The 24,995-nt window shown below is 70.3% G+C and carries 19 protein-coding genes and 1 pseudogene; 14 read left to right on the forward strand and 6 right to left on the reverse strand.

Annotation, left to right across the window (positions count from 1 at the left end):
• Window positions 1-59 precede the first annotated feature (59 nt).
• Window positions 60-1,418: a mannose-6-phosphate isomerase, class I gene (manA, locus tag DFO65_RS04715; RefSeq protein WP_245940483.1), complete on the forward strand. Its 1,359-nt coding sequence runs from the start codon at window positions 60-62 to the stop codon at window positions 1,416-1,418.
• A gap of 288 nt (window positions 1,419-1,706) precedes the next feature.
• Here the strand turns inward: manA and DFO65_RS04720 are convergent, their stop codons facing one another.
• The 5 genes from DFO65_RS04720 to DFO65_RS04740 form a co-directional block, all read right to left on the reverse strand.
• Window positions 1,707-2,372: a CoA transferase subunit B gene (locus DFO65_RS04720; protein ID WP_113903275.1), complete on the reverse strand. Its 666-nt coding sequence runs from the start codon at window positions 2,370-2,372 to the stop codon at window positions 1,707-1,709.
• A gap of 12 nt (window positions 2,373-2,384) precedes the next feature.
• Window positions 2,385-3,173, reverse strand: a complete 789-nt coding sequence (locus DFO65_RS04725; RefSeq protein WP_113903276.1) for a CoA transferase subunit A — start codon at window positions 3,171-3,173, stop codon at window positions 2,385-2,387.
• A complete protein-coding gene (locus DFO65_RS04730; RefSeq protein ID WP_113903277.1) occupies window positions 3,161-3,898 on the reverse strand; it encodes a hypothetical protein in 738 nt (245 codons plus the stop codon). Before DFO65_RS04730 ends, DFO65_RS04725 begins: the two co-directional genes overlap by 13 nt.
• 64 nt (window positions 3,899-3,962) lie before the next feature.
• Window positions 3,963-5,087, reverse strand: coding sequence for a coenzyme F420-0:L-glutamate ligase (locus DFO65_RS04735; RefSeq protein WP_113903278.1), 1,125 nt, complete (start codon window positions 5,085-5,087; stop codon window positions 3,963-3,965).
• On the reverse strand, window positions 5,084-5,884 hold the full coding sequence (locus tag DFO65_RS04740; RefSeq protein WP_113903279.1) for a 2-phospho-L-lactate transferase CofD family protein: 801 nt from the start codon (window positions 5,882-5,884) through the stop codon (window positions 5,084-5,086). Before DFO65_RS04740 ends, DFO65_RS04735 begins: the two co-directional genes overlap by 4 nt.
• Before the next feature lie 510 nt (window positions 5,885-6,394).
• Here DFO65_RS04740 and DFO65_RS17370 point away from each other — a divergent pair.
• The 3 genes from DFO65_RS17370 to DFO65_RS04755 are packed head-to-tail and all read left to right on the forward strand — an operon-like array spanning window position 6,395 to window position 11,261.
• Window positions 6,395-6,646, forward strand: a complete 252-nt coding sequence (locus DFO65_RS17370; protein ID WP_113903590.1) for a WhiB family transcriptional regulator — start codon at window positions 6,395-6,397, stop codon at window positions 6,644-6,646.
• Window positions 6,643-9,807: a glycosyltransferase family protein gene (locus tag DFO65_RS04750; protein ID WP_147233247.1), complete on the forward strand. Its 3,165-nt coding sequence runs from the start codon at window positions 6,643-6,645 to the stop codon at window positions 9,805-9,807. The genes DFO65_RS17370 and DFO65_RS04750 overlap by 4 nt, the downstream gene beginning before the upstream one ends.
• A complete protein-coding gene (locus DFO65_RS04755) occupies window positions 9,804-11,261 on the forward strand; it encodes a DUF5719 family protein (protein ID WP_113903281.1) in 1,458 nt (485 codons plus the stop codon). The genes DFO65_RS04750 and DFO65_RS04755 overlap by 4 nt, the downstream gene beginning before the upstream one ends.
• Here DFO65_RS04755 and DFO65_RS04760 read toward each other — a convergent pair.
• Complete coding sequence (locus tag DFO65_RS04760) at window positions 11,254-11,619, reverse strand: metallopeptidase family protein (protein WP_113903282.1); 366 nt, start codon at window positions 11,617-11,619, stop codon at window positions 11,254-11,256. The two genes, DFO65_RS04755 and DFO65_RS04760, sit on opposite strands and share 8 nt — an antisense overlap.
• 74 nt (window positions 11,620-11,693) lie before the next feature.
• Between DFO65_RS04760 and DFO65_RS04765 the strand changes: the two genes are divergently transcribed.
• The 10 genes and pseudogenes from DFO65_RS04765 to secA all read left to right on the forward strand — a co-directional run bounded on the left by DFO65_RS04765 (window position 11,694) and on the right by secA (window position 24,990).
• Window positions 11,694-12,059, forward strand: coding sequence for a DUF3499 domain-containing protein (locus tag DFO65_RS04765; RefSeq protein ID WP_113903283.1), 366 nt, complete (start codon window positions 11,694-11,696; stop codon window positions 12,057-12,059).
• Window positions 12,056-13,462 (forward strand): annotated as a pseudogene (locus DFO65_RS04770) (phosphohexomutase domain-containing protein); the annotation flags it as partial. The gene DFO65_RS04765 and the pseudogene DFO65_RS04770, both read left to right, overlap by 4 nt.
• Window positions 13,463-13,603: 141 nt before the next feature.
• On the forward strand, window positions 13,604-15,064 hold the full coding sequence (gene ahcY, locus DFO65_RS04775; RefSeq protein WP_113903591.1) for an adenosylhomocysteinase: 1,461 nt from the start codon (window positions 13,604-13,606) through the stop codon (window positions 15,062-15,064).
• A 73-nt stretch (window positions 15,065-15,137) separates the two neighbouring features.
• A complete protein-coding gene (gene mtrA, locus DFO65_RS04780; RefSeq protein WP_113903284.1) occupies window positions 15,138-15,818 on the forward strand; it encodes an MtrAB system response regulator MtrA in 681 nt (226 codons plus the stop codon).
• Window positions 15,815-17,746 (forward strand): MtrAB system histidine kinase MtrB, encoded by a 1,932-nt coding sequence (gene mtrB / locus DFO65_RS04785; RefSeq protein ID WP_245940484.1) that lies wholly within the window; start codon window positions 15,815-15,817, stop codon window positions 17,744-17,746. Before mtrA ends, mtrB begins: the two co-directional genes overlap by 4 nt.
• Entirely contained in the window at window positions 17,743-19,452 is a 1,710-nt protein-coding gene (locus tag DFO65_RS04790) for an LpqB family beta-propeller domain-containing protein (RefSeq protein ID WP_113903285.1), read from the forward strand. The genes mtrB and DFO65_RS04790 overlap by 4 nt, the downstream gene beginning before the upstream one ends.
• A 17-nt stretch (window positions 19,453-19,469) precedes the next feature.
• The gene (locus DFO65_RS04795) at window positions 19,470-20,180 is read left to right on the forward strand and encodes a ComF family protein (protein ID WP_113903286.1); all 711 of its coding nucleotides are present in this window, start codon (window positions 19,470-19,472) and stop codon (window positions 20,178-20,180) included.
• A gap of 66 nt (window positions 20,181-20,246) precedes the next feature.
• Entirely contained in the window at window positions 20,247-20,900 is a 654-nt protein-coding gene (gene hpf / locus DFO65_RS04800; protein WP_113903287.1) for a ribosome hibernation-promoting factor, HPF/YfiA family, read from the forward strand.
• A gap of 97 nt (window positions 20,901-20,997) precedes the next feature.
• Window positions 20,998-22,242: a winged helix-turn-helix domain-containing protein gene (locus tag DFO65_RS04805; protein WP_113903288.1), complete on the forward strand. Its 1,245-nt coding sequence runs from the start codon at window positions 20,998-21,000 to the stop codon at window positions 22,240-22,242.
• A 57-nt stretch (window positions 22,243-22,299) separates the two neighbouring features.
• Entirely contained in the window at window positions 22,300-24,990 is a 2,691-nt protein-coding gene (gene secA / locus DFO65_RS04810) for a preprotein translocase subunit SecA (RefSeq protein WP_113903289.1), read from the forward strand.
• Window positions 24,991-24,995: the final 5 nt, after the last annotated feature.

Raw genomic sequence — 24,995 nt, forward strand, 5'->3', positions numbered from 1 at the left:
CTGAACAATCGGTGAAGGTGGAGCAAAATGCCACGATCCCGGCAGTCGGACGCGCTACGGTGGATGGACAGACACCCGTCCACCCGAAGGGGCCCACGACATTGCGCCGATTGCACAACACAGTCAAGAACTTTGATTGGGGCAGCACGGACGCGATTCCGGCGATTCTGGGAACCGTGCCCGATGGCACGCCCTGCGCCGAGCTGTGGCTCGGAGCCCACCCGCTGAGCCCCTCCCGCCTGGCCGTGCAGTCCGACCGTCCATCGGCCACGGACTCCGGCTACCGGCATCTCGGCTCCGCGTCGGCGACGCGCACGGCCACCGAGGCGACGCAGCAGACCGGGCCCAACCTCATCGAGTACCTCGCCGCGGACCCCGAAGGACTGCTCGGCCGGGACTCCGTCGAGGCCTTCGGGCCACGGCTGCCATTCCTGCTCAAGGTCCTCTCGGCCAGGAGGGCCCTGTCGATCCAGGTCCACCCCAACCCCGAGCAGGCCGCGGCCGGATTCGCCCGCGAGGAGGCGGACGGACCGGACCTCGACTCCCCGGACCGCAACTACAAGGACCCCTCCGCCAAACCCGAGCTCATCTACGCCCTCACGGAGTTCCATGCCCTGACGGGGTTCCGGTCCCGCCGCGCCGTGCGGGCGACCTTCGAGCGGTTCCTCTCGCTTCCCCTGACCTCGCAGGCGCTGGACTTCCTCGGCGAGGTGCTGCAGTCCCTGAAGGCCCTCGGCGAGGGCCGGGCCTTCTCGCGGACGGTGGAGCTCGTCCTCAGCGATCCGCGCGCCCCGCTCTTCGTCGACGAGCTCACGACCCATGACCTCGGCGATCTCCCGACGGACGATGTCGGTCGCATGGGCAGTGCCGTCGACCCGATCGAGACCCTGCGTGAGCTCGTCGCCGACTTCCCCGGCGACCCGGGGGTCCTCGTCGCGCTCATGCTCACTCGCACCCACCTCGAGCCCGGCCAGGCGCTGGCGATCGAGCCCGGTGTTCTCCACGCCTATCTCAGCGGCACCGGGATCGAGATCATGGCCTCGAGCGACAACGTCCTGCGCGGAGGTCTGACCCACAAGCACGTCGACGTCGACGAGCTCGGCGCAGTGGCGAAGTTCGCAGCGGCCCCGCCGCGACGGGTCGAGCCCGACCGCGACGGCGTCTTCCGCGGGCCGGGTGAGGACTTCGCCCTGCAGGTGCTGCGCTGCCCGCGACTGACGGCGATCGAGCGCCGCGGTGCCGGCATCGTCCTCTGCACCTCGGGGACCATCACCCTGACCTCGGCCGGTTCGTCGGTGACGCTGACGCGGGGCCAGAGCGTGTTCATCGCCGCCAACGAGCCCACGGTCACCGCCGATGGTCACGGCGATCTCTTCGTCGCGACGACCGGACTGGACGCGTCACTGCCCTTCGCCTGACCTCCGGTGCCGCGGCCGGCGGTGCGGGGTGTGAGGCAGCTGCAGGGAGTCCGGCCAGCGGGTGGTTATGGTCCTGCGGGTGCGGACAACCCGTGGTGTCAGCGCAAGAGCAGAGAACGGCGCAAGAGCAAAGCGGTGCGAACCAGAACGGCACACGAGAAGAGCGGCACCGTCGAATCGACGATGCCGCTCTTCTCGCAGTCGAACTGAGGCCGGAGGCCCCACGGCCGTGCTGCAGACCCGCGCCGCGGTGCCGCAGACCAGGTCGGCCGCGCCGCGGGGGACTGCTCAGACGTCGGGGACGGTGATCGTGCCGACCTCGTCGGGGACGACCACCTCGGCGCCGGTCTTCTCCCTGATCTCCTCGACAGTGACTCCCGGGGCCAGCTCGACGAGGGTGAACGCGTCGCCGCTGACGTCGAGGACCGCGAGGTCGGTGACGATGCGCTCGACGACGGCCTTGCCGGTCAACGGCAGTTCGCACACCGGCAGCAGTTTGGGCGACCCGTCCTTGGCGACATGGTCCATGATGACGATGACGCGCTTGGCACCGTGGACGAGGTCCATCGCCCCGCCCATGCCCTTGACCATCTTGCCCGGGATCATCCAGTTCGCGATGTCCCCGTTGACCGCGACCTGCATCGCGCCGAGGATCGCGGCGTCGATCTTCCCGCCGCGGATCATGCCGAAGCTCGTCGCCGAATCGAAGTAGGAGGAGCCGGGGAGCATCGTGACGATCTCCTTGCCGGCGTTGATGAGATCGGGGTCGATCTCGTCCTCGGTGGGGTAGGGGCCGACGCCGAGCAGGCCGTTCTCCGACTGGAGCACGAGGTGCACGCCGTCGGGGAGGAAGTTCGGCACGAGGGTGGGCATGCCGATGCCGAGGTTGACGTAGCTGCCGTCATGCAGCTCCTGGGCCGCGCGGGCGGCCATCTGGTTGCGTGTCAATGCCATGTCTGGTTCTCCTCAGCCCTTGTCGGCGCTCGGCTCGGTGCGGACGGTGCGTTTCTCGATCGGCTTGTCGGCGACCTGCTCGGGCGTGAGCTCGACGATCCGGTGGACGAAGATGCCCGGCAGATGGACCGCGTCGGGGTCGATCTCCCCGGGTTCGACGAGCTTCTCGACCTCAGCGATGGTGATCCGCGCCGACTGCGCGGCGGGAGGGTTGAAGTTGCGGGCCGACGAGTGGAAGACGAGATTGCCGTGACGGTCGCCGACCGCGGCCCGGACGAGGGCGTAGTCGGGGGCCAGCGACTTCTCGAGGACGTACTCCTGCTCCTCGCCGAAGGTGTCGAAGACGCGGATGTCCTTGGGCGGCGAGGACGTGACGACGTTGCCCTCCGAGTCGTACTTCCACGGGATCCCGCCCTCGGCGACCTGGGTGCCGGCGCCGGTGATCGTGTAGAACGCGGGGATCCCGGCGCCGCCGGCGCGCAGCTTCTCGGCCAGGGTTCCCTGCGGAGTGAGTTCGACCTCGAGCTCACCGGAGAGGTACTGGCGGGCGAACTCCTTGTTCTCCCCGACGTAGGAGGCGATGATGCGGCGCAGTCGGTGATTGGCCAGAAGCACTCCGAGGCCGCGTCCGTCGACGCCGGCGTTGTTGGAGATCACCTCGAGGTCCTTCGTGCCCTGATCGTCGATCGCGCGGATGAGGAATTCGGGCACGCCGACGACCCCGAAGCCGCCCACGGCGATCGAAGAGCCATCGGCGATATCGGCCACTGCCGCAGCGGCTGTGTCAACTACTTTGTCCATGATCCCAGTCTGCCACGGACCTCACCGAGTTCGGCGGCGAGGTCCGCGATCCGATCCTCGTCCGCCTCGGTGGTCAGCAGGACCTCACCCCCGCCGAGGAGGTGGGGCAGCAGCCGTGACCACTCGTGAGCGCGCGGGGTCGACCGGGAGACGAGGATGCCCTGCGGGCGGGAGGCCGCGCCGGACCGGCCGGCCTCGTCCGCCGGTGTGCCCGTGTTCCCCGGCGCCGCCTCGGCGTGGGTCCAGGGGACGTCCTCGGTCCCCACCGTGAGCGTCCCGGTCGCTCCGAGGCGACGGGGCGTGACGTCGGGGTAGGCGCGGATGGCGGAGTTGACGTCGATGAAGCCCTCGTCGACCGGGGTGCTCAGGGCCAGTGCCGGAGGGTTGTAGACGAAGATCTCCTCGGCGTCGCCGAGGCGGTCGTCGCCTTCGCTGCCGAGCGGGACGAAGGCGTGGAAGTCGTCACCGGGCGCCTCGTGGCCGATGACGACCCTCCCTCCGGCGAGCAGGACGGAGAGGATCGCGACGAGCTCCCGCCAGTGGAGTCCGTTCGGCAGGGGGAGGAGAAGGGTGAAGTCCTCATCGAGTCCGTAGTCGCCGAAGAGTCCGACGCCCTTGTTCACCCAGTTGGCGATGACGGGGCCGGTGAGGTCGAGGCGATCGTGGTCGGGTCCGCGCCAGAACAGGGCGGGGCCGCCGGTGCGGCTGATGACGGAGAGATCCATGGGCGGACCTGCCTTCCTGGGGAGAGCGGGTTGCGTCAGTCTGGGTCGAGCGGGTGGCGTCCGCTCACGCCCGGGGCATCTGCAGACCGATGTCGATGACGGCCCCGCGCGGGTAGGAGGACTGCTCCCACCGCCAGCGGGTCGTGGCGGTGAGGTCCTCGGCGAAGAGCGCGGTGTGGAGGCGTTCGACGAGCGACCCCAGCCCGACCATCGCCTCGAGCAGGGGAGGGCCGTCGGTCTGCGGGCTCGCGGGAGCGTCGGAGGGGCTGATGATCACCCGCGAGCCCGCCCCCTCGATGCGCATCCTCCAGGCCTCGTGTCCCGGGGTGCGGGACTCGCCGGCGCGCACGACCCGCAGCGCGCGGGAGACGCGTTCGAGGATGTCGTCGCCGCCGTCTCCGGCCGCCGCCCGGCCGGGGAGGCGGTCGACGCCCAGCCCGCGATGGACGGCCTCGACATGTCCGCAGCGGAACCAGTCGTCCTCGAGCTCCCGGTTGAGAGCCCTCGCCCCGGCCGTCCCGTTGTCGAGGTAGCCGCCGGCCCCGCGCACGAGCGCCATCGGCAGTCCTCGCGACGATCCCTTGACGAGGTCGGCGGCCGCGGCGATCTCGTCGGCGACGGCCCGCACGGTCACGGTCTGCACACGTCCGTCGTCATCGAGTCGCCCACGCTGATCGTCGAGCCCGGAGAATCCGGACAGACCGAGCGCGAAGTCGCCGACCCCGACCCGCCAGGGCCGCGAGGTGGTGTCGGAGATGACGACGCCGATGCGCACGGCGAACGCCTTCTCCACCCGTGCGCGCAGCTCATCGGCCGACCGGTCCGAGTCATGGGGGTGGAGGACGACCGCCCCGCCGGAGTTCGACTGGTCGAGACCGGCGGCGGCCTGGACGGTTCCGGAATGAGTGCGCACGACCTGCACGGTCGTGCCCGAGGCGTAGGAGCGCTCGGCGACGAGGTGGGTCGAGTTCGCGGAGACGAGCTCCTCGAACTCGGCCCGGTCCCGCACCTCGGTGATCCGGCCGGTGGCCTTCGACACGACCTTGGACGCGATGACGAGCACATCGCCGTCCTTGAGGTCGATCCGGTTCCGGCGCAGGGCATTGATGAGGATCGCCGCGAGATCGGAGCCGGGGACGATCGGCTCCTCGACCGGCGGGGCGTAGACAGTGAGCAGGCGGTCGTTCATCGCGGATCCCAGATCGTCGAGGTGGTGCGGTCGATCTCGCCGAGGGCCAGCGCCTCGGCGACGCCGGCGACGAGGGTCAGGGACGGCAGATGCTCCCGCAGGCCCCCGCCGAGGCGCCCGCCCGGCGGTCGGTCACCGCCGGGCGGGGCGAGGGCGACGACATGGGCTCGGGTGCCGACGAGAGCGTCGGTCATCCCGGGCAGGGTGAGGATCGCCTCGTGTCCGAGCTCGGGCACGGCATCCGTGCCGACGAGGACGAGATCGGCCGCGCGGATCGCGGCCAGGACGCCGGGAGCGGCCTGGGCGGAGTCGAGCCCGCTGAGGACGAAGCCCTCGGCGGCGGGGCGGGACTCGGCGAACCAGCGGTGGATCGGCCACGCGGTCCCGTCGACGATCGCGAACGCCTCGACGGCCTGATTGCTCAGGGGGAGGAGGGCGAAGGCCGGGTCGAACCGCTTCGCCATCGCCTCGGCGGCCTGGGCCAGGGTGTAGCCGAGGTTGAGCAGGCGGGTCCGCAGCACGGCGGCGGCCAGGGTCCGCTCGGTCATCGGGAACCATTCGGCGTCGACCCGGTAGGCCCGCAGCTCGTCGACGGCGCCTCCGGGGACGGGATCGGCCGGCGGCATCGTCAGGGCGTCGATGTCGGGGCAGAAGCGCAGCCCGTGGACCGTGGCGTCGGTCAGCGTCGAGGCGACGACGGTGAGAGACGTGGCGGTGTCATGGGGGTCGGTGCCGGCGGTGAGTTCGTGCAGGATGGGGAGGGAAGCGCCAGTGGCACCGAGCAGGACGACCTTCATGACTCCATGGTCCCACCGGTGTGAGATCTTTCGGAAATTCTCACGTTCTCCTCAGTTCCGACCCACAGGTTGTGCCCGGGCGGTCAGGCCCGCGCTATATGTGGTGTCGACGGCGCGTGTGCATGAGAAGGTGTGTTCGAATAACCGCTGCCCTGCCGTTCGCGGCGCCGGGGAGGGCTTGACTCGGCAGTAATGACACGCGTGTAATTTATACCTAAGGGGAACGCACCCGGCGTGAATCCGCAGGGATTCGACCGTGCACCACGAGGACCATGATAGTCGTCGCGGGTGCCGACGCCGGGGGTGAGAAAGGGGATGATCGTGCAGAGCGCACAGAGACAATGGCAGGAGAAGGAGGACTTCGGGCCGTTGCCCGGAGTGACCTCACGCAGTGCTGAGGACTGGTTCGTCGAACCGGGTGCCCGCACCGTGGAGACGCTGCCCGATCCGCTGGCGATCGATCCGAACGATCTGACTCCGCTTCCCACCGACGATGCCGCGGTCTCACCGCTGTCGCTGCTCCTCGGAGCCGCGAACGACGGAGAGCTGTCGTGGCAGGACCAGGCGCTGTGCGCCCAGACCGACCCGGAGGCGTTCTTCCCCGAGAAGGGAGGATCGACCCGTGAGGCCAAGCGCGTGTGCGCGTCCTGCGAAGTCCGTTCCGAATGCCTGGAGTACGCTCTGGCCAATGACGAACGGTTCGGGATCTGGGGTGGGATGTCCGAACGCGAACGTCGCCGGCTGAAGAAACGAGCCGTGTGAGTCCTGCCGTGACGGTCGTCGTCACCACCGGCGACGCTTCCAGCAGGGCCGAGCTCGACACGGCTCTCCGCAGGACCCACCCCGAGATCCCGATCGTGGATCTCGGGGGTCTTGCGGTGAGCGAGGCACTCGCGCTGCCCGCCGTCGCGGGCAGCACCCATCTGTGGTTCCTCACCCCTGATTCCCGCCCGGACCCCGACTGCCTCGACGAGCTCCTCGAGGCGATCGGCGCCACGGAGTCCATCGCCGCAGTCGGCCCCAAGATCATGCACGCCGAGCGCATCGTCTCCGCCGGGGTGACGACGACCGCGGCGGGGGAGCGGTTCAACCCCGTCGGCACGGGAGAGATCGACCAGGGACAGCGCGATGCCCAGCTCGAGACGCTCGGGCTCGACCTGCCGGGCATGCTCATCGCCACCGCCGACCTCGAGCGAGTCGGCGCCCCGAGCCGCTCCCTCGACCCCGCCCATCGCGGCCTCGAGTACTCGCGCCGCTTCCGTGACCTCGGCCGTCGTGTCGTCCTCGCGCCCGGCGCGCAGCTCGAGATCTCCGCGTCCCACGCCGTCCGGCTCGGCTCGTCGGCCCGTCCACCGCTGTCGAAGTCCCAGGTCAGGGCCGAGCAGCGCTACCGGCTCAGTCTGGCCCGGCCCTCCCTGCCCCTCCTCATCTGCCTCCTCGCCCTCACGCGGCTCGGGGACGCCGTCCTCGGCCTCCTCGCCAACGACGTCCGCGCCGCCTCCTGGCATCTGGCCGCACTGGTCGGCCTCGGCACCGATGCCCGCGTCACCGCTCGGGTGCGCAGGGCGAACGCCCGCCGGGCCCGCATGGCCGGCCGGGGCGGCACCGCTCACCTGAGCGCGCTGTTCGCCGACGCCGACGAGCTCGAGATGCAGCGCAGGAGCATGCATGCTCCCGAGCATCGCGGAGCCGAGGCCGCGGACGAGAGCCGCGCGCCGGCCGCTCCCGACGACGCCGATCTCCACCAGGTCGGGGACACCGAGGAGGAGCTCGACTCGTTCTCCCGCCTCGAGGTCAGCGGAGGACCCGGCCTGCTGCGCCATCCCCTCACGTACCTCGTGGCCGCCGCCGCGCTGCTGAGCGGGTTCCTCTCCCACCGGCTGTTCGGTCCCGGGCACCTGAGCGGCGGTGCGCTCGGCTCCACCGATGTCTCCTTCGGCGCGCTCCTCAACCGTCTGCTCACGGAGGACCTCGACGTCTCGACCGGGGCCCAGGTCCCCGCGGACCCGTATCACGTCGTGCTCACCGTGCTCAGCCTGCCGTTCCTCGGCAATGTCGACCTCATGGTCCGCACCCTCCTCCTGCTGGCCCCGATCCTCGCCGTCATCGCCGCCCACTCGTGCGCCCGCATCGTCGTCAAGAGGACGTGGGTTCGGGCGCTGGCCGCCCTGCTGTGGATCGCCGCCCCCGTCTTCACCTCCGCGGTCTCGAGTGGTCGCCTCGGCGTCGTGATCGTCTGGATCACCGCGCCGCTGTTCGTCCTCGCCGTGCGCCGCAGCCTGCGCACGGGATCGACGGCGGCGGCCGCGACCGCGGGTCTGCTGCTGTTCGTCATCATCGCAGGCTCCCCGCTGCTGCTCATCGCCGGTCTGCTGCTCACCGCCCTCCTGCTCATCCGGGGACACGGAGCCCGACACGTGTGGCTCCTCGTCCCGACCCTCGCCCTGGGATGGCCGTGGCTGGTCGGACTGCTGCGCGAGCCCGGGGCCCTCTTCGCGATGCCCGGTCAGACGCTCGCCCCGCCTGCCCCGCCGACGTACCTGCTCGCGCTCGGCTTCCCATCCGACGTCGACCTCTCGTGGCTCGCCGCGCGCCTCGCCGATCTCGGCGTCACCGGCACCGACGCCGAGGCGCTCGGCCTGTGGGTGCCGCTCCTGTTCCTGCCGATGCTCCTCCTCGCCTTCCTCACCCTCATCGAGGCGCGTCTGAAGCTCACCAGGCTCCTCTGGGCGGTCGGCCTCTGCCTGTCCGGACTCCTGCTCGCCACCCTCCAGATCCTCATCCCCGCGCAGGTCGGGCCCTTCCACCTCATCGGCTCCTACCCGCTGGCGGGGCTGACCCTGCTCGGCCTCGGCGCGGTCATGCTGCTGGCGATGGGTGCCGATCGGACGACGGCCAAGCCGACGAGCGCCCGCCGACTGCCGCTGCGCTCGCTCTCCGGACTCGTCGCCGTCGCCGCAGTCGTCCTCATCGTCGTCGAGGTGGGGACCGCGACCACCTCCCGGCCCGTGGTCCGGGCGGAGGAGACCGGCCGCATCCCCGCTCTCGCCGCCGACCGCGCCGCGGGTGAGACCCGGGCGCGGACTCTGGCCCTCGACGACGTCGACGGGGAGGTCCTCGCCTCGCTCATCGCCACCGTTGACGAGACCGTCGTCGGGACCTCGACGATTCGCTCGGCGCAGGCGCTGCGCGGGTGGCCGTGGGAGCGGCGTCCGCAGCCGATCGGAGACGACCAGGTGCTCGTCGCGCAGGCGGCGGCCGCGCTGTCGGCCGGTGACGCCGGAGACGTCCGCGACCTCCTCACTCGCCTCGGCGTCGATTTCGTCCTCGTCGACGGCGAGGCCTCCGACCTGCAGAACTCGGTCGGCTCCTCCGCCGGGCTCGTCCAGGTCGGCCCCACCGAGTCGGGGATGCTGTGGCAGGTCGACAAGCCCGCGAGCGGTCGCTACCTCATCCGGGAGGCCGATGGAAGCACGAGCACCGCCCGGATCGGCGACGACGGCATCGAGGTGCCCCCGGGAGGCGACGGGCGCAGCCTCGTCGTGGCCACGAGCGTCGACGGTCTCACCGCCCGCCTCGACGGCGTCGACCTGCCCCGCCCCGACACCGACGACTGGGCCGCCGTGTTCTCGCTGCCGGAATCCGGCGGCACCGTGGACCTGGAGAGCGGGTCCCCGCTCCACGCCGCCGGGGTCATCGCCGGGTTCGTCGTCGGGATCATCTGCCTGCTCGCGGCGATCCCGTTCGGCTCCCGGGCTCGCAGGCCGGCGCGGAGAGCGGCCGACACCCAGCGGCCGTCCGGCCCTCCGCGGCCGTCCAGCCCCTCGCGGCGCGGGGATCCGGTCGTCCGGGCGGACGCCGGCACACCGCCGTCGCCCGACACCCCGCCGCAGGGCCGAGCCGCCGAGGAGGCGCGACCATGAGACATCTGCGCAGCGCCGTGACGTTCGCGGCCATCGCGGTCCCCGGCGTGCTCGTCGCCACCACGTCGTTCCTCGCCCCGCCGACCCCGGGCACTCTCGATCGCAGTCCCGAGCAGGTGCGGATGCCCACCGCCGACACCCGGGTGATCTGCCCCGGTCCCCTGCTCGTCGACGGCGCGGCAGAGGGCACCGACGCCGAGTTCGTCGACGACTCGACCGTGAGCACCCGGGTCGTGTCCGCCTCGGCGCCGATCGCGGCGACCGACGGTTCGGTGTCCGCTGCCAGGCTGCAGGTCGCCGATCTCGGCGGGGACGCGAACTTCGACAACCCCGTCTCCGCCGGCTTCGTCTCCGGGGACGACTCGATCTCGGCGACCAAGCTCGTCACCGGGTTCGCCCGCCCGGGAGCGCCCGCCCTGACCACGGGCCTGCAGACGGTCGAGGGCTCCTCGGGCGACCTGACGGGCCTGGCGACCCTGACGTGTGCCGAACCCGCCACCGACCTGAGGATCCTCGCCGGGTCCGGCACCGCCGGATCGAACTCGCAGCTGCTGCTCAGCAACCCCGGCGACGCCCCCGTGCAGGCGCAGGTCACCCTGCTCACGCCCTCGGGCACCCGGGGCGAGCCCACCGAACTGAGCATCAGGGGAGGCGAGCAGCGGGCGGTCCGCCTGGCCGGACTCGCCGCCGGCGCCGAGGCCCTGGCCGTCGAGGTGTCGGCAGACGGCGGAGTGCTCGCCGGTTCCGTGCAGGAGACGCTGCTCGACGGGCTCACCCCGCGCGGCATCGACCTCGCCGCCGCCGGCGCCGGACCCGACCGCCAGCAGGTGCTCACCGGACTCGGCGGCGACGGGGTGCGGGTGCGTGTGGCCAACCCCGGCGCCGACGTCGCCGAGGTGCGCCTGCGCGCCTTCGGCCCCGACGGGGAGATCGACATCCCGCGCTCGGCGATGACCGTCGCCGCGCACGGCGTCGCCGAGGCCGACCTCGGCGAGCTCGAGGCGACGAGCGTCGTGATCGATGGGAACCGGCCCGTGCAGGCCGCCGGATCCGTCACTGCCGAGGGCGAGGGCGGCGCCGCGGACTTCGGCAGCGTCCCCGCCGGCGAGGCGCTGGCCGACACCCAGGTCATGGCCCTGCCGCGCACGGGCTCGAGCAGGCTCTTCCTGTCCCCGGGCAGCGGGCAGGTCCTCGTGCAGGGAATGCTCGACGACGGATCGCTCACCGACCCGATTCCGGTCGACCTCCGGGCGGAGGGCACGAGCGCGCTGAACCCGGCCGAGCTCAGTCCCGAGGCGGTGCGCGCAGTGGTGATCAACGGGGAGAACGCCGCCGGCAGCCTCGCCGACGGGGTGCATGCGAGCCTCGTGACCACGACCGAGGACGGGATCTCCGCGGTGGCCCCCGCCCCGGCGCCGGCCGGGGTCGCCTACCGCGACATCCGTCTCAGCTGATCCCGCCGCGGAGGATGTCGACCTGGTCGGCGATCACCTCGGCGATGAGGGACTGCCGCTGCGCGCTCGAGCTGTGGTCCTCGATGACGCGCCGGTAGAGCACGATATGGGTCCGGCGATCACCGGCGGCGGGGAACACCCGGCCGAAGCTCGGCTCCGTGGAGCTCGCCGGAGGGATCGCGTCGATCGCGAGCACCACCTCGGTGAGGAGCTCGGGCTCGGCCGACTTCAGGCGGGCGAACTCGGCCGAGGCCATCCGCGCGAAGCCGTCGGCACGGCTCAGCCGGGCGGGGACGTCGGCCCGGAACAGCGGGGAGCGCAGTCCCCGCCCATGCCGATCCCGATGCCTGGTGCCCATGGTCGCCCATTCTACCGATCGCCTCGGCCCGGGCTGCCGGGCCGCGCCGCGGTCACCGGGTAGAGTGGGGGACTGTGTCCGCTGTGAGAATCTGTTCCAAAGTCAGCTGCTCCCGCAGCGCCGCCGCCACCATGACGTACGTCCATGCCGACGCCTGCGTCGTCGTCGGGCCCCTGTCGCGTCGCGCGGAACCCGGTGCCCACGATCTGTGCGTCGACCACGCCGCCAGGCTCACCCCGCCGGTCGGGTGGGAGCTCATCCGGATCGACGGCGTGGGCGACACCCCGCCCGAACGCACTCACGACGACCTGCTCGCCATCGCCGACGCGGTCCGGGAGGCCGCGGGACGACCGGTCGGCGCGCCCGTGGAGCGCGCCGAGGAGCCTCCGGCCGGCCGCCGGCACGGACACCTGCGCATCATCGGCGAAGGGCCGCGATGACCGACGCCGACCTCAGGGCCACGCGCAGCCGCGCGCTCGAGACGGCCGTCGGCGCCTACGACGTCCGCGGTCGGATCCCCGACCAGCTCGACGAGGACATCGTCTTCGCGATCGGCTGGGCGAGTGCCGGGACGATGGGGCGGATGCACGGGACCGCCGAGGTGGTGGTCGGGCACGACATGCGCCCGAGCTCCGCCGGGTTCGCCCAGGCCTTCTGCGCGGGAGTCGCTGCCGGCGGAGCGACGCCGGTGCTCATCGGCCTGTGCTCGACCGACCAGCTCTACTTCGCCTCGGGGATCCTCGACCTGCCGGGGGCGATGATCACCGCCAGCCACAACCCCGCCGACTACAACGGGATCAAGATCTGCGCCCCGGGCGCCGGAGGGGTCAGCCGCGACTCGGGACTGTCGGAGATCAGGGACCTGGCGGCGGGCGCCCCGGGCTCCTCCGGACGCGCGGCGACCCCGGTCGACGAGGAGCGCGCGGACGAGGTGCGCCGGCGCTACGTCGAGCGCATCCGGGCACTGACCCGCATCGACACCGTGTCCGATCTGAGAGTCGTCGTCGACTGCGGCAACGGGATGGCCGGCAAGCTGATCGGCGAGGTGTTCGGAACCGACGCCGGGTTCGCGCCCGTGCCGTTCACCGTCATCGGGCTGTTCACCGAGCTCGACGGTACGTTCCCCAACCACGAGGCCAATCCGCTCAAGCCCGAGAACCTCCTCGACGTGCGCCAGGCGGTCATCGACCACGGCGCCGACCTCGGACTCGCCTTCGACGGCGACGCCGACCGCTGCTTCTTCATCGACGAGCGGGGAGAGACGCTGTCCGCCTCGGCGGTGGGCGCCCTCGTCGCCGGCCGGGAGATCGCCCGGGCCCGGGCCCTGGGACGCGTCGAACCCGCCGTCATCCACAACCACATCACCTCACGCAGCGTGCCCGAGGCGATCGCGGCCGCGGGCGGCCGGGCCGTGCGGTCGGCCGTCGGCCACTCGGGGATCAAGACCCTGATGCGCGAGGAGCGCGCGGTGTTCGCCTGCGAGCACTCCGCGCACTTCTACTTCGAGGAGTTCTTCGGGGCGGACTCCGGGATGCTCGCCGCCTGCCACCTCATCGCGGCCCTGGCCGAACGGTCCGGGGACGGCATGCTCGCCTCCGAGCTCGTCGCCGAGCACGACACCTACCTCCAGTCGGGGGAGATCAACTTCACCGTCGCCGACCCCGCGGCCGTCCTCGCCGACTTCGCCGGCATGGCCGCGGACCTCGGCCCGTGCCGGATCGAGCGGATCGACGGGGTCAGCCTCCAGGGCGAGGACTGGTGGGTCAACCTCCGCGAGTCGAACACCGAACCCCTCGTGCGCCTCAATGTCGAGGCGGCCGAAGCACGGCAGCTCGAGCGTCTCACCGCCCTTGTCAGCGACGTCGTCACCGGTCATGGCACCGCTCCCGGTCGCAGCAGCCGTCCCGCCGTCGACCCGCTCCCGGCGCCCGTCCTCTCCGACCCCTCACCCGCTACGGAACCACCACGACACGCAGGAGGCACAGTGCTCGACCCCACCGACTTCAAGGTCGCCAACCTCGGTCTCGCCGAGGCCGGACGCCACCAGATCCGCCTGGCCGAACGCGAGATGCCCGGGCTGATGTCCCTGCGCGAGGAGTACGCGGGGTCCCGCCCGCTCGCCGGTGCCAGGATCGCCGGCTCCCTGCACATGACAGTGCAGACCGCGGTCCTCATCGAGACGCTCGTCGCCCTCGGTGCCGACGTCCGCTGGGCCAGCTGCAACATCTTCTCGACGCAGGACGAGGCCGCGGCCGCAGTCGTCGTCGGCTCCGGCACCCCCGAGGAGCCGACCGGGGTGCCGGTCTTCGCCTGGAAGGGCGAGACCCTCGAGGAGTACTGGTGGGCGGCCGACCGGATCTTCGACTTCCCCGACGGCCCCAACCTCATCCTCGACGACGGAGGCGACGCGACGATGTACGTCCTCGAGGGCGCCAAGGCCGAGGCGGCCGGGGGAGTGCGGACGCCCGGGGACGACGACCCCGCGGAGCTCACGGCCTTCCTCACCCAGCTGCGGACCTCGCTCGAGGCGCAGCCGGGCCGGTTCACCGCTCTGGCCGCCGGTCTCAGGGGCGTGAGCGAGGAGACGACGACCGGCGTCAACCGGCTCTACCGGCTGGCACAGGAGAACAGCCTGCCGTTCCCCGCGATCAACGTCAACGACTCGGTGACGAAGTCGAAGTTCGACAACCGCTACGGCATCCGCCATTCCCTGCCCGACGGCCTCAACCGCGCCACCGACGTGCTCATCGGCGGGAAGATCGCCGTCGTCGTCGGCTACGGCGACGTCGGCAAGGGCGCCGCCGAGGCGCTGCGCGGGCAGGGTGCGCGCGTCATCGTCACCGAGATCGACCCGATCTGCGCACTCCAGGCGACGATGGACGGCTACCAGGTCGACCTCCTCGACGACGTCGCCTCCCAGGCGGACATCGTCATCACGACCACCGGCAACACCCGCGTCGTCGGCGTCGAGGTGCTCCAGAAGCTCAAGCCCGGCGCGATCGTCGGCAACGTCGGCCATTTCGACGACGAGATCGACCTGGCCGGGCTGGAGCGGATCGAGGGCGTGTCGAAGGTCGAGATCAAGCCGCAGGTCCACGAGTGGACCGTGCCGGTCCCCGCCGAACTCGGCCTCGACCGCGAGACCACGGACATCCTCGTCCTCTCGGAGGGCAGACTGCTCAACCTCGGCAACGCCACGGGCCACCCGTCGTTCGTCATGAGCGCGTCGTTCTCCAACCAGGTGCTCGCGCAGATCGAGCTGTGGCAGCGCCACGACCGCTACGACAACGCCGTGCACCGCTTGGCCAAGGAACTCGACGAGAAGGTCGCCCGACTCCACCTGCCGGCCCTCGGCGCCCGGCTGACCGAGCTGAGCAAGGAGCAGGCCGAGTACATCGGCGTCGACGTCGCCGGCCCCTACAAGCCGGAGCACTACCGCTACTGAGCGCCGCCTCGCGGCACGGCCGACCGCGAGTGTCGAGGTGAAAGAACGAACTCTGATAGGGGACAATAGGGGAATGAATGCTCGTATCCTCGTAGTAGATGATGACACGGCTCTGGCCGAGATGATCGGGATCGTTCTCAAGAGCGAGGGCTTCGAACCCTTCTTCTGCGCCACCGGGGACCAGGCCTTCGACGAGTTCCAGAAGGTCCGCCCCGACCTCGTCCTCCTCGACCTCATGCTGCCGGGCAAGGACGGCCTCGAGGTCTGCAGGGAGATCCGCGAGGTCTCCTCGGTGCCGATCATCATGCTCACCGCGAAGTCGGACACCGTCGACGTCGTCCTCGGACTCGAGTCCGGCGCCGACGACTATGTGCCCAAGCCGTTCAAGCCCAAGGAGCTCGTCGCCCGCGTCCGCGCCCGCCTGCGGATCTCGGAGCCCCAGGCCCCTGAGCTGCTCACCGTCGGCGATGTCGTCGTCGACGTCGCCGGCCACACCGTGACCAAGGGCGGCGTCCCGATCTCCCTGACCCCGCTCGAGTTCGACCTCCTCGTCGCGCTGGCCCGCAAACCCTGGCAGGTGTTCTCCCGCGAGACCCTGCTCGAGGAGGTGTGGGGCTACCGCCACGCCGCGGACACGCGACTGGTCAACGTCCACGTGCAGCGGCTGCGCTCGAAGATCGAACGCGACCCGGAGAAGCCGGACATCATCGTCACGGTCCGCGGAGTCGGCTATAAGGCCGGCCGGGCGGCGTGAAGCGGTTCCCGGCCCCGGCCGGAGCAGTGCGCAGCGCCATCGAGGGGATCCGCTCACTGTGGCGCTTCCTCGTGCGCTCGTTCAGCCATTCCCTGCAGGTGCGGATCGTCGTCCTCACCATCGTCCTCACCTCGGTGGCGATCTTCGGGGTGGGGACGTACATGTCGCAGCAGATCGCTCGTGGGCTCTTCGACACGCGCCTGCAGTCGCTGTCCTCCCAGGCCGCGACGATCGTCTCCGAACTGCGCGGGCTCGCTCCCGTCGACGGCCATGCCGTGGATCAGGAGACCCTGAGCTCCCAGCTCAACTCGATCTCCAACCGGTCGACGGGGTCGCTGTTCTCCCTGACCCTGGAGCCGAAGGACCCCAACTCCTCGTTCTCGACGATCACCGCGGGCACCGTGACCGGTGACGATCCGCGCGCCTCGGTGCCGGTCAGCGACGAGCTGCGCCGGGCCATCGCGCGCGCCCCGCAGGACGACATGCTCTACCAGTCGGTGACGCTGCCGGGATCCTCGGCGCCGGGCCTGCTCATCACCCAGGAGGTCACGATCCCCGGGGCCGGGCAGTTCCAGCTCTACTACCTCGGCGATCTCTCCGAACAGCAGGACACCCTCGACTTCGTCCAGAACTCGATGCTCGTCGCCGCCCTCGTCCTCGTCGTCCTCGTCGGTGCGGTCGCGTGGATCGTCACCCGCCTCGTCGTCACCCCCGTGCGCACCGGCGCCGAGGTGGCCCGCCTCATCGCCGACGGCGACCTCGACGAGCGGATGCCCGTCACCGGCAACGATGAGATCGCGGTGCTGGGGGAGAGCTTCAACGACATGGCCGACACCCTCCAGCACCAGATCCAGCAGATGGAGCGGCTCTCCGTGCTCCAGCGGCAGTTCGTCTCCGACGTCTCCCATGAGCTGCGGACCCCGCTGACGACGATCCGCGCCGCGGCCGACCTCATCTACGACGCCCGCGACGACCTCGATCCGGTCACCGCCCGCAGCGCCGAGCTGCTCAACTCGCAGGCCGAGCGCTTCGACAGCCTGCTGTCCGACCTGCTCGAGATCTCGCGTTACGACGCCGGCGCCGCGGCGCTGGTCGCCAAGCCCGTCGACGTCGGGGCCATCGTCACCTCCGTCATCGAATCCGTGTCGATGGTCGCCGAGCAGATGTCGACCCACATCATCGTCCACGCCCCGTCCTCACCGGTGATGGCCGACGTCGACCGGGTCCGGATCACCCGGATCGTGCGCAACCTCGTCGTCAACGCGATCGAGCACGGGGAGGGCAAGCCGATCGACGTCTACGTCGCGTCCAACGCCGAGGCGGTCGCCGTGAGCGTGCGCGACCACGGCGTGGGCATGACCGAGGAGCAGGTCGAGCACGTCTTCGACCGGTTCTGGCGCGCCGACCCCGCCCGGAAGCGCACCCTGGGCGGATCCGGACTGGGGTTGGCGATCTCGCTCGAGGACGCCCACCTCCACAACGGATGGCTCCAGGTCTGGGGCAAACCGGGAGAGGGCTCGTGCTTCCGGCTGACCATCCCGCGCCGTCCCGACCAGGAGATCACCTCCTCGCCGCTGCCGCTGCCTCCCCGGGACGCCCAGATCCAGGGCGCGGCCCTCGTCGCCGGGCCCCTGTCCTCCGACGGATCGGTCCGGATCCAGACCGGATCGATCCCCATCGTCGTCGAGGCCGAGTTCGACTCGCCGAGCCACGAGGGGTTCGTCGACGAACCCGATGCCGACGCCGACGAGGAGAGGCCATCCGATTCCCCGACGGTCGACACACCCGGGTCCGGCACGCCAGGGCCGGACTCCTCGGGGCACGGCGCCGGGCACGAGGAGACCGGGACCGCACCCGGGACGGGAGCGACCCGGGCTCCGGCCGCCGACACCGACTCCGAACCGAGAGAAGGAGGACTGCAGCGATGACGACACGACTGCGGATGCTCGCGACAGCCCTGTGCGCGTGCCTCGCGCTCACGGCCTGCGCCTCCATCCCCACCTCCTCACCCGTCGGCCACATCGACGCGGGCTCGACCCAGCCGGGCGCGAACAGCGCCCGCACCCCCGACGGACCTGCGCCGGGCGCGAGCGTCGGCGAGATCGTCCGCGGCTTCCTCGCCGCCGGTGCGGGCACCGGGAACAACTTCTCGGTCGCCCGCTCGTACCTCACCGAGGCGGAGGCACAGGAGTGGAGTCCGCTCGAGTCCGTCTCCCTGCTCCCCACCGATGTCGACCTCGACTCCCTCAACTACGAGGTCACCTCCGACCAGCAGCGCCTCAACCTCTCGGCGCCGGTGACCGGGCTCGTCAACTCCTCGGGCATCTACCACTCGACGAAGCCGGGAACCCGGTCGAACCTCGAGTTCTCGCTGCGGCAGGAGAACGGGGAGTGGAGGATCTCCTCGGCTCCCGACGGGCTGCTCATCTCCCAGGCCGCGTTCCGCACGGTCTTCCTCAACTACTCGCTGAAGTTCTTCACCTCCGACTTCTCCTATCTCGTTCCCGACTCCAGATGGTTCCTCAGGTCCTCCTCGACCCCGACGGTGCTCGTCAACGAGCTGCTCAGCGGGCCTGCCCCCTACCTCACCGGCGCGGTGGTCACGGCGATCCCCGATGGGGCCGAACTCGGCGACTCGAACGTCGTCACGGTCGAGAACGGAGTCGCCCGCATCACGCTCAACGAGCAGAAGCCGGCGCCGACGGACCGGGAGAAGGGACTCATCCGCTCCCAGATCGCCTCGACGCTGCAGGCCGTCCCATCGATCTCTAGCGTCGAGCTGACGATGAACGGCCAGACCGTGTCCGAGAGCCTGCAGCCGCGGGTCGACTCCTCGGTCAAGGTCGACGGCCCACCGGTGCTGCTCGCGAACGGACGCCTCTCGCGCATCTCCGGGACCACCGTCACCCCTGTCGAGAACAGCCCCGACCTCTTCGACGCCGAAGCGAGCGACCCGGCCGTGTCCCTCGACGGGTCAGTCTTCTCCTACCTCGCCGACGGCGGCAGGAAGCTGATGCGACTGAAGGACGACGACCGCGAGCCGGCGACGATCCTCGAGGGCGAGAACCTCGTGGGACCGAGCATCGACCGCTTCAGCACCGTGTGGACGGCGGAGCAGGACAATCCCGGGGAGATCAGGGCCGTCGGCGATGACGGTGAGGTGTTCGACGTCGGCGCCGACTTCCTCAACGGTCGGAAGCTGCTCGACCTCGAGGTCTCCCGCGACGGCACCAGGATCGCCCTGCTCAGCACCATCGAGGGCCAGCCGGCGCGCATCGACGTCGTCGGCATTCCCCGGGACAACGCGGGCAACCCGACCAACGGGCTCTCGGCGACGCCGATCGAGATGGGATCGATCTTCAACCGGATCGAGGACATCTCCTGGGCGGGCTCGACCTCCCTCGTGGCGCTCGCGTCGATGGAGCGGAGCGAGCCGGCTCAGCCCTTCCGCATCGACGTCACCGGACCGCCCGAGCAGCTCGGCGAACTCCCCGACGGCAGCCGGATCTCGGCGGGGGACGACGGCCGGTCGATCCTCGTCACGAGCGAGCAGGGCGAGATCTACTCCTACAACTCCAACGCCTGGCAGAAGCTCATCGACATCTCGGCGCAGGATCCGTCCTACCCCGGCTGAGCCGGTACTATTCCCCCATGGGTCTGCTGGCCGAGCTCGGGGAGCTGCTCCTCCCACGCCGCTGCGCCGGATGCGGGCGGGAGAACGTCTCCCTGTGCACCGCATGCCTGCACCTGCTCGCCGGGATCCCGCGGGCGATGGAACCGCGCTACGGGGGCATCCCGGTGGTGGGGATCGCGGAGTACACCGCCCACCTGTCGCGGATGGTCGTCGGCTTCAAGGACGACGGCCGCCGCGACATCCTCGACCCGCTCGCACTCGGGCTTGCCCGTTCCATCACCGCTGCCTTGGAGATGGCTCCGTGTTCGCCCGGACCGGTCCTCGTCATCCCGGCACCGAGCTCGGAGCGTGCCCGGCGCCGTCGCGGCGGCTCGCACACCGCGGCCCTGGCCCGCCGCACCGCCGCGCTGGCCCCCGAACTGCGGCTGCTCGTCGTCGACGTGCTGCGCGCCCGCAGGCGCCGAGACCAGGTGGGGCTGGGGGCGCGGGCCCGACAGGAGAACGCGTCGGGAACGCAGCTCCTCGCACCCGGCGCCCGCGAACTGCTCACCCGCCCCGAGGTGCTCGGCGCCGGTGCGGTGATCCTCGTCGACGACTTCGCGACCACCGGCGCGACTCTGGCGGAAAGCGCACGAATTCTGGCATCAGTGCAGATCAGACCCGCTGTCGCCGCTGTTCTCGGACTCGGCCGGGGAGGCACTCGATTTGTCTCTCCCTTTACTGTATAACGGTGACTACCCATCCAAGGGAATGGGATCGGATTCATCCGAAGATCGAGTCGCTAAGGACGCATCATGGACATTGTTGTCAAAGGACGTCAACTGACCATCTCCGACAGCTTTCGCGCCCACATCGAGGACAAGATCGCCAAGGTCGAGCAGCTCGCTCCCCGGGCGCAGCGCGTCGAGGTCCTCGTCGCACACGAGAAGAACACCCGGCAGCCGGAGACCAGCGAGCGAGTCGAACTCACCGTGGTGGCGAAGGGCCCGGTGATCCGGGCGGAGGCCATGGCAAGCGACAAGTACGCGGCCCTCGATCTCGCCTGGGCGAAGCTGGTCGAGCGACTGCGCCGGGCCAGGGACCGCAACAAGGTGCCGCGGGCAGGACGGCACCGAAAGGAATCCACCGCCGAGGCGCTGGCCAAGGTCCCGGTCAACGATGCTCCCGCCGGCGACGAAGCCCCGGTCGAGGACCAGGCACCGGCGACGGACAAGACCAACGGCCGGATCAGGGCCGAGGGCGATTCCCCGATCGTCCTGCGCGAGAAGACCTTCGCGGCCGCCCCGATGGGCATCGAGGAGGCGCTCAACCGGATGGAGCTCGTCGGCCACGACTTCTATCTGTTCATCGACGAGGAGTCGAGCAAGCCCTCGGTCGTCTACCGGCGCAAGGGCTGGAGCTACGGGGTCATCGCGCTCGACCACGAACTCGAGGCCGCCCTCGACTGACTCTCGCCGACCATCGGTCGAGACCCATCGCCGAGGCGGGTGCGAGCGCATCCGCCTCGGCGATTCTCGTGTCCGCCCCGTGTCCTAGTCTTGGGCCATGGAGAAGATGACCCTGTCAGCGGCCCGGAGAACCGCGATCGCGGCCACCGGTCTGGCCCGGCCCCGGCCCGCCGCCGTCACCGCCAGACAGCTGCGCACCGTCTTCGCGACGCTGGGGCTCGTGCAGATCGATTCCGTCGCCCGTGTCGTGCGCGCCCATTACCTCCCCTTCTTCTCCCGACTGGGTCCCTACCCGCGCGAGACGCTCGACCGGCTGCTCGGCACGGCACCGCGGATGGGCGTCGAGTACTGGGCGCATGCGGCCGCCTACGTCCCGCCGGAGACGCTGCGGCACTTCGAGCGCATGCGCACGGAATGGTGGCGGGGTGACTACGGCCAGCGGCATGCCGAGACCGGGACGCAGTTCCGCCGGCTGCAGCGCTCCGTCCTCGAGGTCCTCGAGGCCGGTCCGAAGTCCGCGCGGGACGTCGCGGCGCTCGTCGACCACGAGATCCCCGAACGCGACCGCGGACACTGGGGGTGGAACCCCAGCCAGGTGAAGCTGGCGCTCGAGGCGCTGTTCATGGCGGGAGTGGTCAGCTGCGCGGCACGCAACGACCACTTCGAGCGGATCTACGCCCTGCCGCGCGACGTCCACCCGCTGCTGCCGCGGCCCGACCTGGTCTACGGCCCCGCGTGGGCGCCGACGCTCGGCATCGACGGGGGTCAAGAGGCCCGGCGCAGGGGAGTCTCGGGGACGAGCAACGACGTCCTCGAGCTCACCCGGATCGCGGCGAAGGCGCTCGGCGTCGCCCGACCCGACTGCCTCGCCGACTACTTCCGCCAGTCCCGCGCCGAGACCGATGCCGCGATCGCCGAGCTGCTCGGGACGGGGGAGCTCGTCGAGGTCGACGTCGCGGGCACCGCCGCACTGAAGTGGCATGCGGCGCGGACTCCGCGCAGGGTCACGGCCCGGGCGCTGCTCGCGCCCTTCGATCCGCTCGTCTTCCACCGGCCGCGGATCGAGTGGCTGTTCGACTTCCACTACCGGATCGAGATCTACACTCCCGCCGCCCGGCGGGTGCACGGGTACTACGTCCTGCCGTTCCTCCTCGGCGACCGCCTCGTCGCCCGTGTCGACCTCCATCGCGACTCCCGGGCGAAGACCCTGCGCGCGCACCGCATCACCTGGGAGCCCGGGCACGAGCACACCGCCGAGCTCCGGGCCGAACTCGAGGCGATGGCCCGCTGGCTGGGCGCCGAGGCGCTGGACATCGAAGGCACTCACCTGCCGTTAAGCTAGGAACTATACAGTCATTCGAGTTGTCGTCAGGCTCTCCACGAGCCATCTAGGAGTGAAGTGGCTAATTTCCTCGAGAAGCTTCTGCGGACCGGTGAAGGCCGCACGCTGAAGAAGCTCCGCCGGTACACGGACGCGATCAATCAGCTGTCCGAGGAGTTCAGCGCCATGACCGACGCTGAGCTGAGGGAGGAGACCGATCGCTTCAAGAAGCGGTACGAGGACGGCGAGACACTCGATTCGCTGCTGCCCGAGGCCTTCGCCGCGGTCCGGGAGGCCTCGAGCAGGACCTTGGGCATGCGCCACTTCGACGTCCAGCTCATGGGCGGGGCGGCCCTCCATCTCGGCAACATCGCCGAGATGAAGACCGGTGAGGGAAAGACGCTCGTCGCGACGCTGCCGGCGTACCTCAACGCCCTGACCGGCAACGGCGTCCACGTCATCACGGTCAACGACTACCTGGCGACCTACCAGTCGGACCTCATGGGACGCGTGTTCCGGTTCCTCGGCATGGAGACCGGCTGCATCCTCGCGAACATGCCCGCCGACAAGCGCCGCCAGCAGTACGCCGCGGACATCACCTACGGCACGAACAACGAGTTCGGCTTCGACTACCTGCGCGACAACATGGCGTGGTCGGCCGAGGAGCTCGTCCAGCGCGGACATCACTTCGCCATCGTCGACGAGGTCGACTCGATCCTCATCGACGAGGCCCGCACCCCGCTCATCATCTCCGGTCCCGCCGAAGGCGACGCCAACCGGTGGTACGAGGAGTTCGCGAAGGTCGTCAAGCGCCTCAAGCCGGACCGGGACTACGAGGTCGACGAGAAGAAGCGCACGGTCGGCGTGCTCGAGCCCGGCATCGAGCGGGTCGAGGACTACCTCGGGATCGGCAACCTCTACGACGCCGAGAACACTCCGCTCATCAGCTTCCTCAACAACGCCATCCGCGCCAAGGAGCTGTTCAAGCGCGACAAGGACTATGTCCTCCTCGACGGGGAGGTGCTCATCGTCGACGAGCACACCGGCCGAGTCCTCAAGGGGCGCCGGTACAACGAGGGTCTCCATCAGGCGATCGAGGCCAAGGAGAACGTCAAGGTCCAGGCCGAGAATCAGACGCTGGCCACGATCACCCTGCAGAACTACTTCCGCCTCTACGAGAAGCTCTCGGGCATGACCGGCACCGCCGAGACCGAGGCCGCGGAATTCATGTCGACCTACAAGCTCGGCGTCGTCCCGATCCCGACGAACAAGCCGATGCAGCGCATCGACCAGCCCGACTACGTGTACAAGAACGAGGTCGCGAAGTTCGAGGCCGTCGTCGACGACATCGTCGAACGGCATGAGCTCGGCCAGCCGGTGCTCGTCGGCACGACCAGCGTGGAGAAGAGCGAGTACCTCTCGAAGCACCTCGCCAAGCGCGGGGTCCGCCACGAGGTGCTCAACGCGAAGAACCATGCCCGGGAGGCCTCGATCGTCGCCCTGGCCGGCCGCAAGGGCGCTGTCACCGTTGCGACGAACATGGCCGGTCGCGGCACCGACATCATGCTCGGCGGCAACGCCGAGTTCATCGCCGTGTCCGAGATGGAGAAGCGCGGCCTCGATCCCCACGACAACCCCGAGGAGTACGAGGCGCAGTGGCAGGATGTCCTCCACGCCGCCGAGGAGAAGGTCAGGGCCGAGGCCGAGGAGGTCACCGAGCTCGGGGGGCTCTACGTGCTGGGCACCGAGCGACACGAATCGCGGCGCATCGACAATCAGCTGCGCGGTCGTTCGGGACGTCAGGGCGACCCCGGCGAGAGCCGGTTCTACCTGTCGCTGACCGATGACCTCATGCGCCTGTTCGGCTCCGGAGCCGCCGAGCGCATCATGGCCACGGCCAACGTCCCCGACGACGTGCCCCTCGAATCGAAGATGGTCACCCGGGCGATCCTCTCCGCCCAGACGCAGATCGAGCAGCGCAACGCCGAGCAGCGCAAGAACGTGCTCAAGTACGACGACGTCCTCAACCGGCAGCGCACCGTCATCTACACCGAGCGCCGCAAGGTCCTCGACGGCGAGGACCTCGCCGAGCAGGTGGCGAAGTTCCGCGAGGAGGTCATCGACGCCTATGTCGCCGAGGCGACCACGGGTCCGGTCGAGGAATGGAAGATCGACGAGCTCTTCACCGCCCTCGGCAAGATCTACACCCCGTCGATCACCGAGGAGGACCTCGCCGAGGAGGTGGGCGGGCTCGCCAAGCTGACCAAGAACCGGCTCAACCAGGAGATCCACGCCGACATCGAGCTCTTCTACCGGCAGCGGGAGGAGGAGCTCGGCGAGGAGGCGACCCGTGAGCTCGAGCGCCGGGTCGTGCTGTCCGTGATCGACAAGCGCTGGCGCGAGCACCTCTACGAGATGGACTACCTGAAGAACGGCATCGGCCTGCGGGCGATGGCGCAGAGGGACCCGCTCGTCGAGTACCAGCGCGAGGGCTACGAGATGTTCACCACCATGCAGGACGGGATCAAGGAGGATGTCGTCCGCCTGACGAACACGCTCAAGGTCACCGTCAGCAAGCCCGTCGAGGCGAGCGACGGTTCGGACGTCGAGGTGGACGCCGCGGAGCTGCGGCACACGACCCCGAAGATGCAGCTGACCGCTCCCTCGGTCGACGGCTCGAGCACGAGCTCGACCGAGAGCGAGGACGAGGACGCGGCTCCGGTGGGCAACCGCGCCCAGCGCCGGCAGAAGAAGAAGGTCAAGGGCTGATCGGA

This window comes from Brevibacterium sanguinis, assembly GCF_003315415.1.
GTDB classification, from domain to species: Bacteria; Actinomycetota; Actinomycetes; order Actinomycetales; family Brevibacteriaceae; genus Brevibacterium; species Brevibacterium celere_A.

What these genes read in the sequence shown, in the direction of transcription:
- DFO65_RS04720 (WP_113903275.1), bottom strand. Translation starts at nt 2,372, where the DNA reads ATGGCATTGACACGCAACCAGATGGCCGCCCGCGCGGCCCAGGAGCTG.
- DFO65_RS04725 (WP_113903276.1), bottom strand. Translation starts at nt 3,173, where the DNA reads ATGGACAAAGTAGTTGACACAGCCGCTGCGGCAGTGGCCGATATCGCC.
- DFO65_RS04730 (WP_113903277.1), bottom strand. Translation starts at nt 3,898, where the DNA reads ATGGATCTCTCCGTCATCAGCCGCACCGGCGGCCCCGCCCTGTTCTGG.
- DFO65_RS04735 (WP_113903278.1), bottom strand. Translation starts at nt 5,087, where the DNA reads ATGAACGACCGCCTGCTCACTGTCTACGCCCCGCCGGTCGAGGAGCCG.
- DFO65_RS04740 (WP_113903279.1), bottom strand. Translation starts at nt 5,884, where the DNA reads ATGAAGGTCGTCCTGCTCGGTGCCACTGGCGCTTCCCTCCCCATCCTG.
- DFO65_RS04755 (WP_113903281.1), top strand. Translation starts at nt 9,804, where the DNA reads ATGAGACATCTGCGCAGCGCCGTGACGTTCGCGGCCATCGCGGTCCCC.
- DFO65_RS04760 (WP_113903282.1), bottom strand. Translation starts at nt 11,619, where the DNA reads ATGGGCACCAGGCATCGGGATCGGCATGGGCGGGGACTGCGCTCCCCG.
- mtrA (WP_113903284.1), top strand. Translation starts at nt 15,138, where the DNA reads ATGAATGCTCGTATCCTCGTAGTAGATGATGACACGGCTCTGGCCGAG.
- DFO65_RS04790 (WP_113903285.1), top strand. Translation starts at nt 17,743, where the DNA reads ATGACGACACGACTGCGGATGCTCGCGACAGCCCTGTGCGCGTGCCTC.
- DFO65_RS04795 (WP_113903286.1), top strand. Translation starts at nt 19,470, where the DNA reads ATGGGTCTGCTGGCCGAGCTCGGGGAGCTGCTCCTCCCACGCCGCTGC.
- hpf (WP_113903287.1), top strand. Translation starts at nt 20,247, where the DNA reads ATGGACATTGTTGTCAAAGGACGTCAACTGACCATCTCCGACAGCTTT.
- DFO65_RS04805 (WP_113903288.1), top strand. Translation starts at nt 20,998, where the DNA reads ATGGAGAAGATGACCCTGTCAGCGGCCCGGAGAACCGCGATCGCGGCC.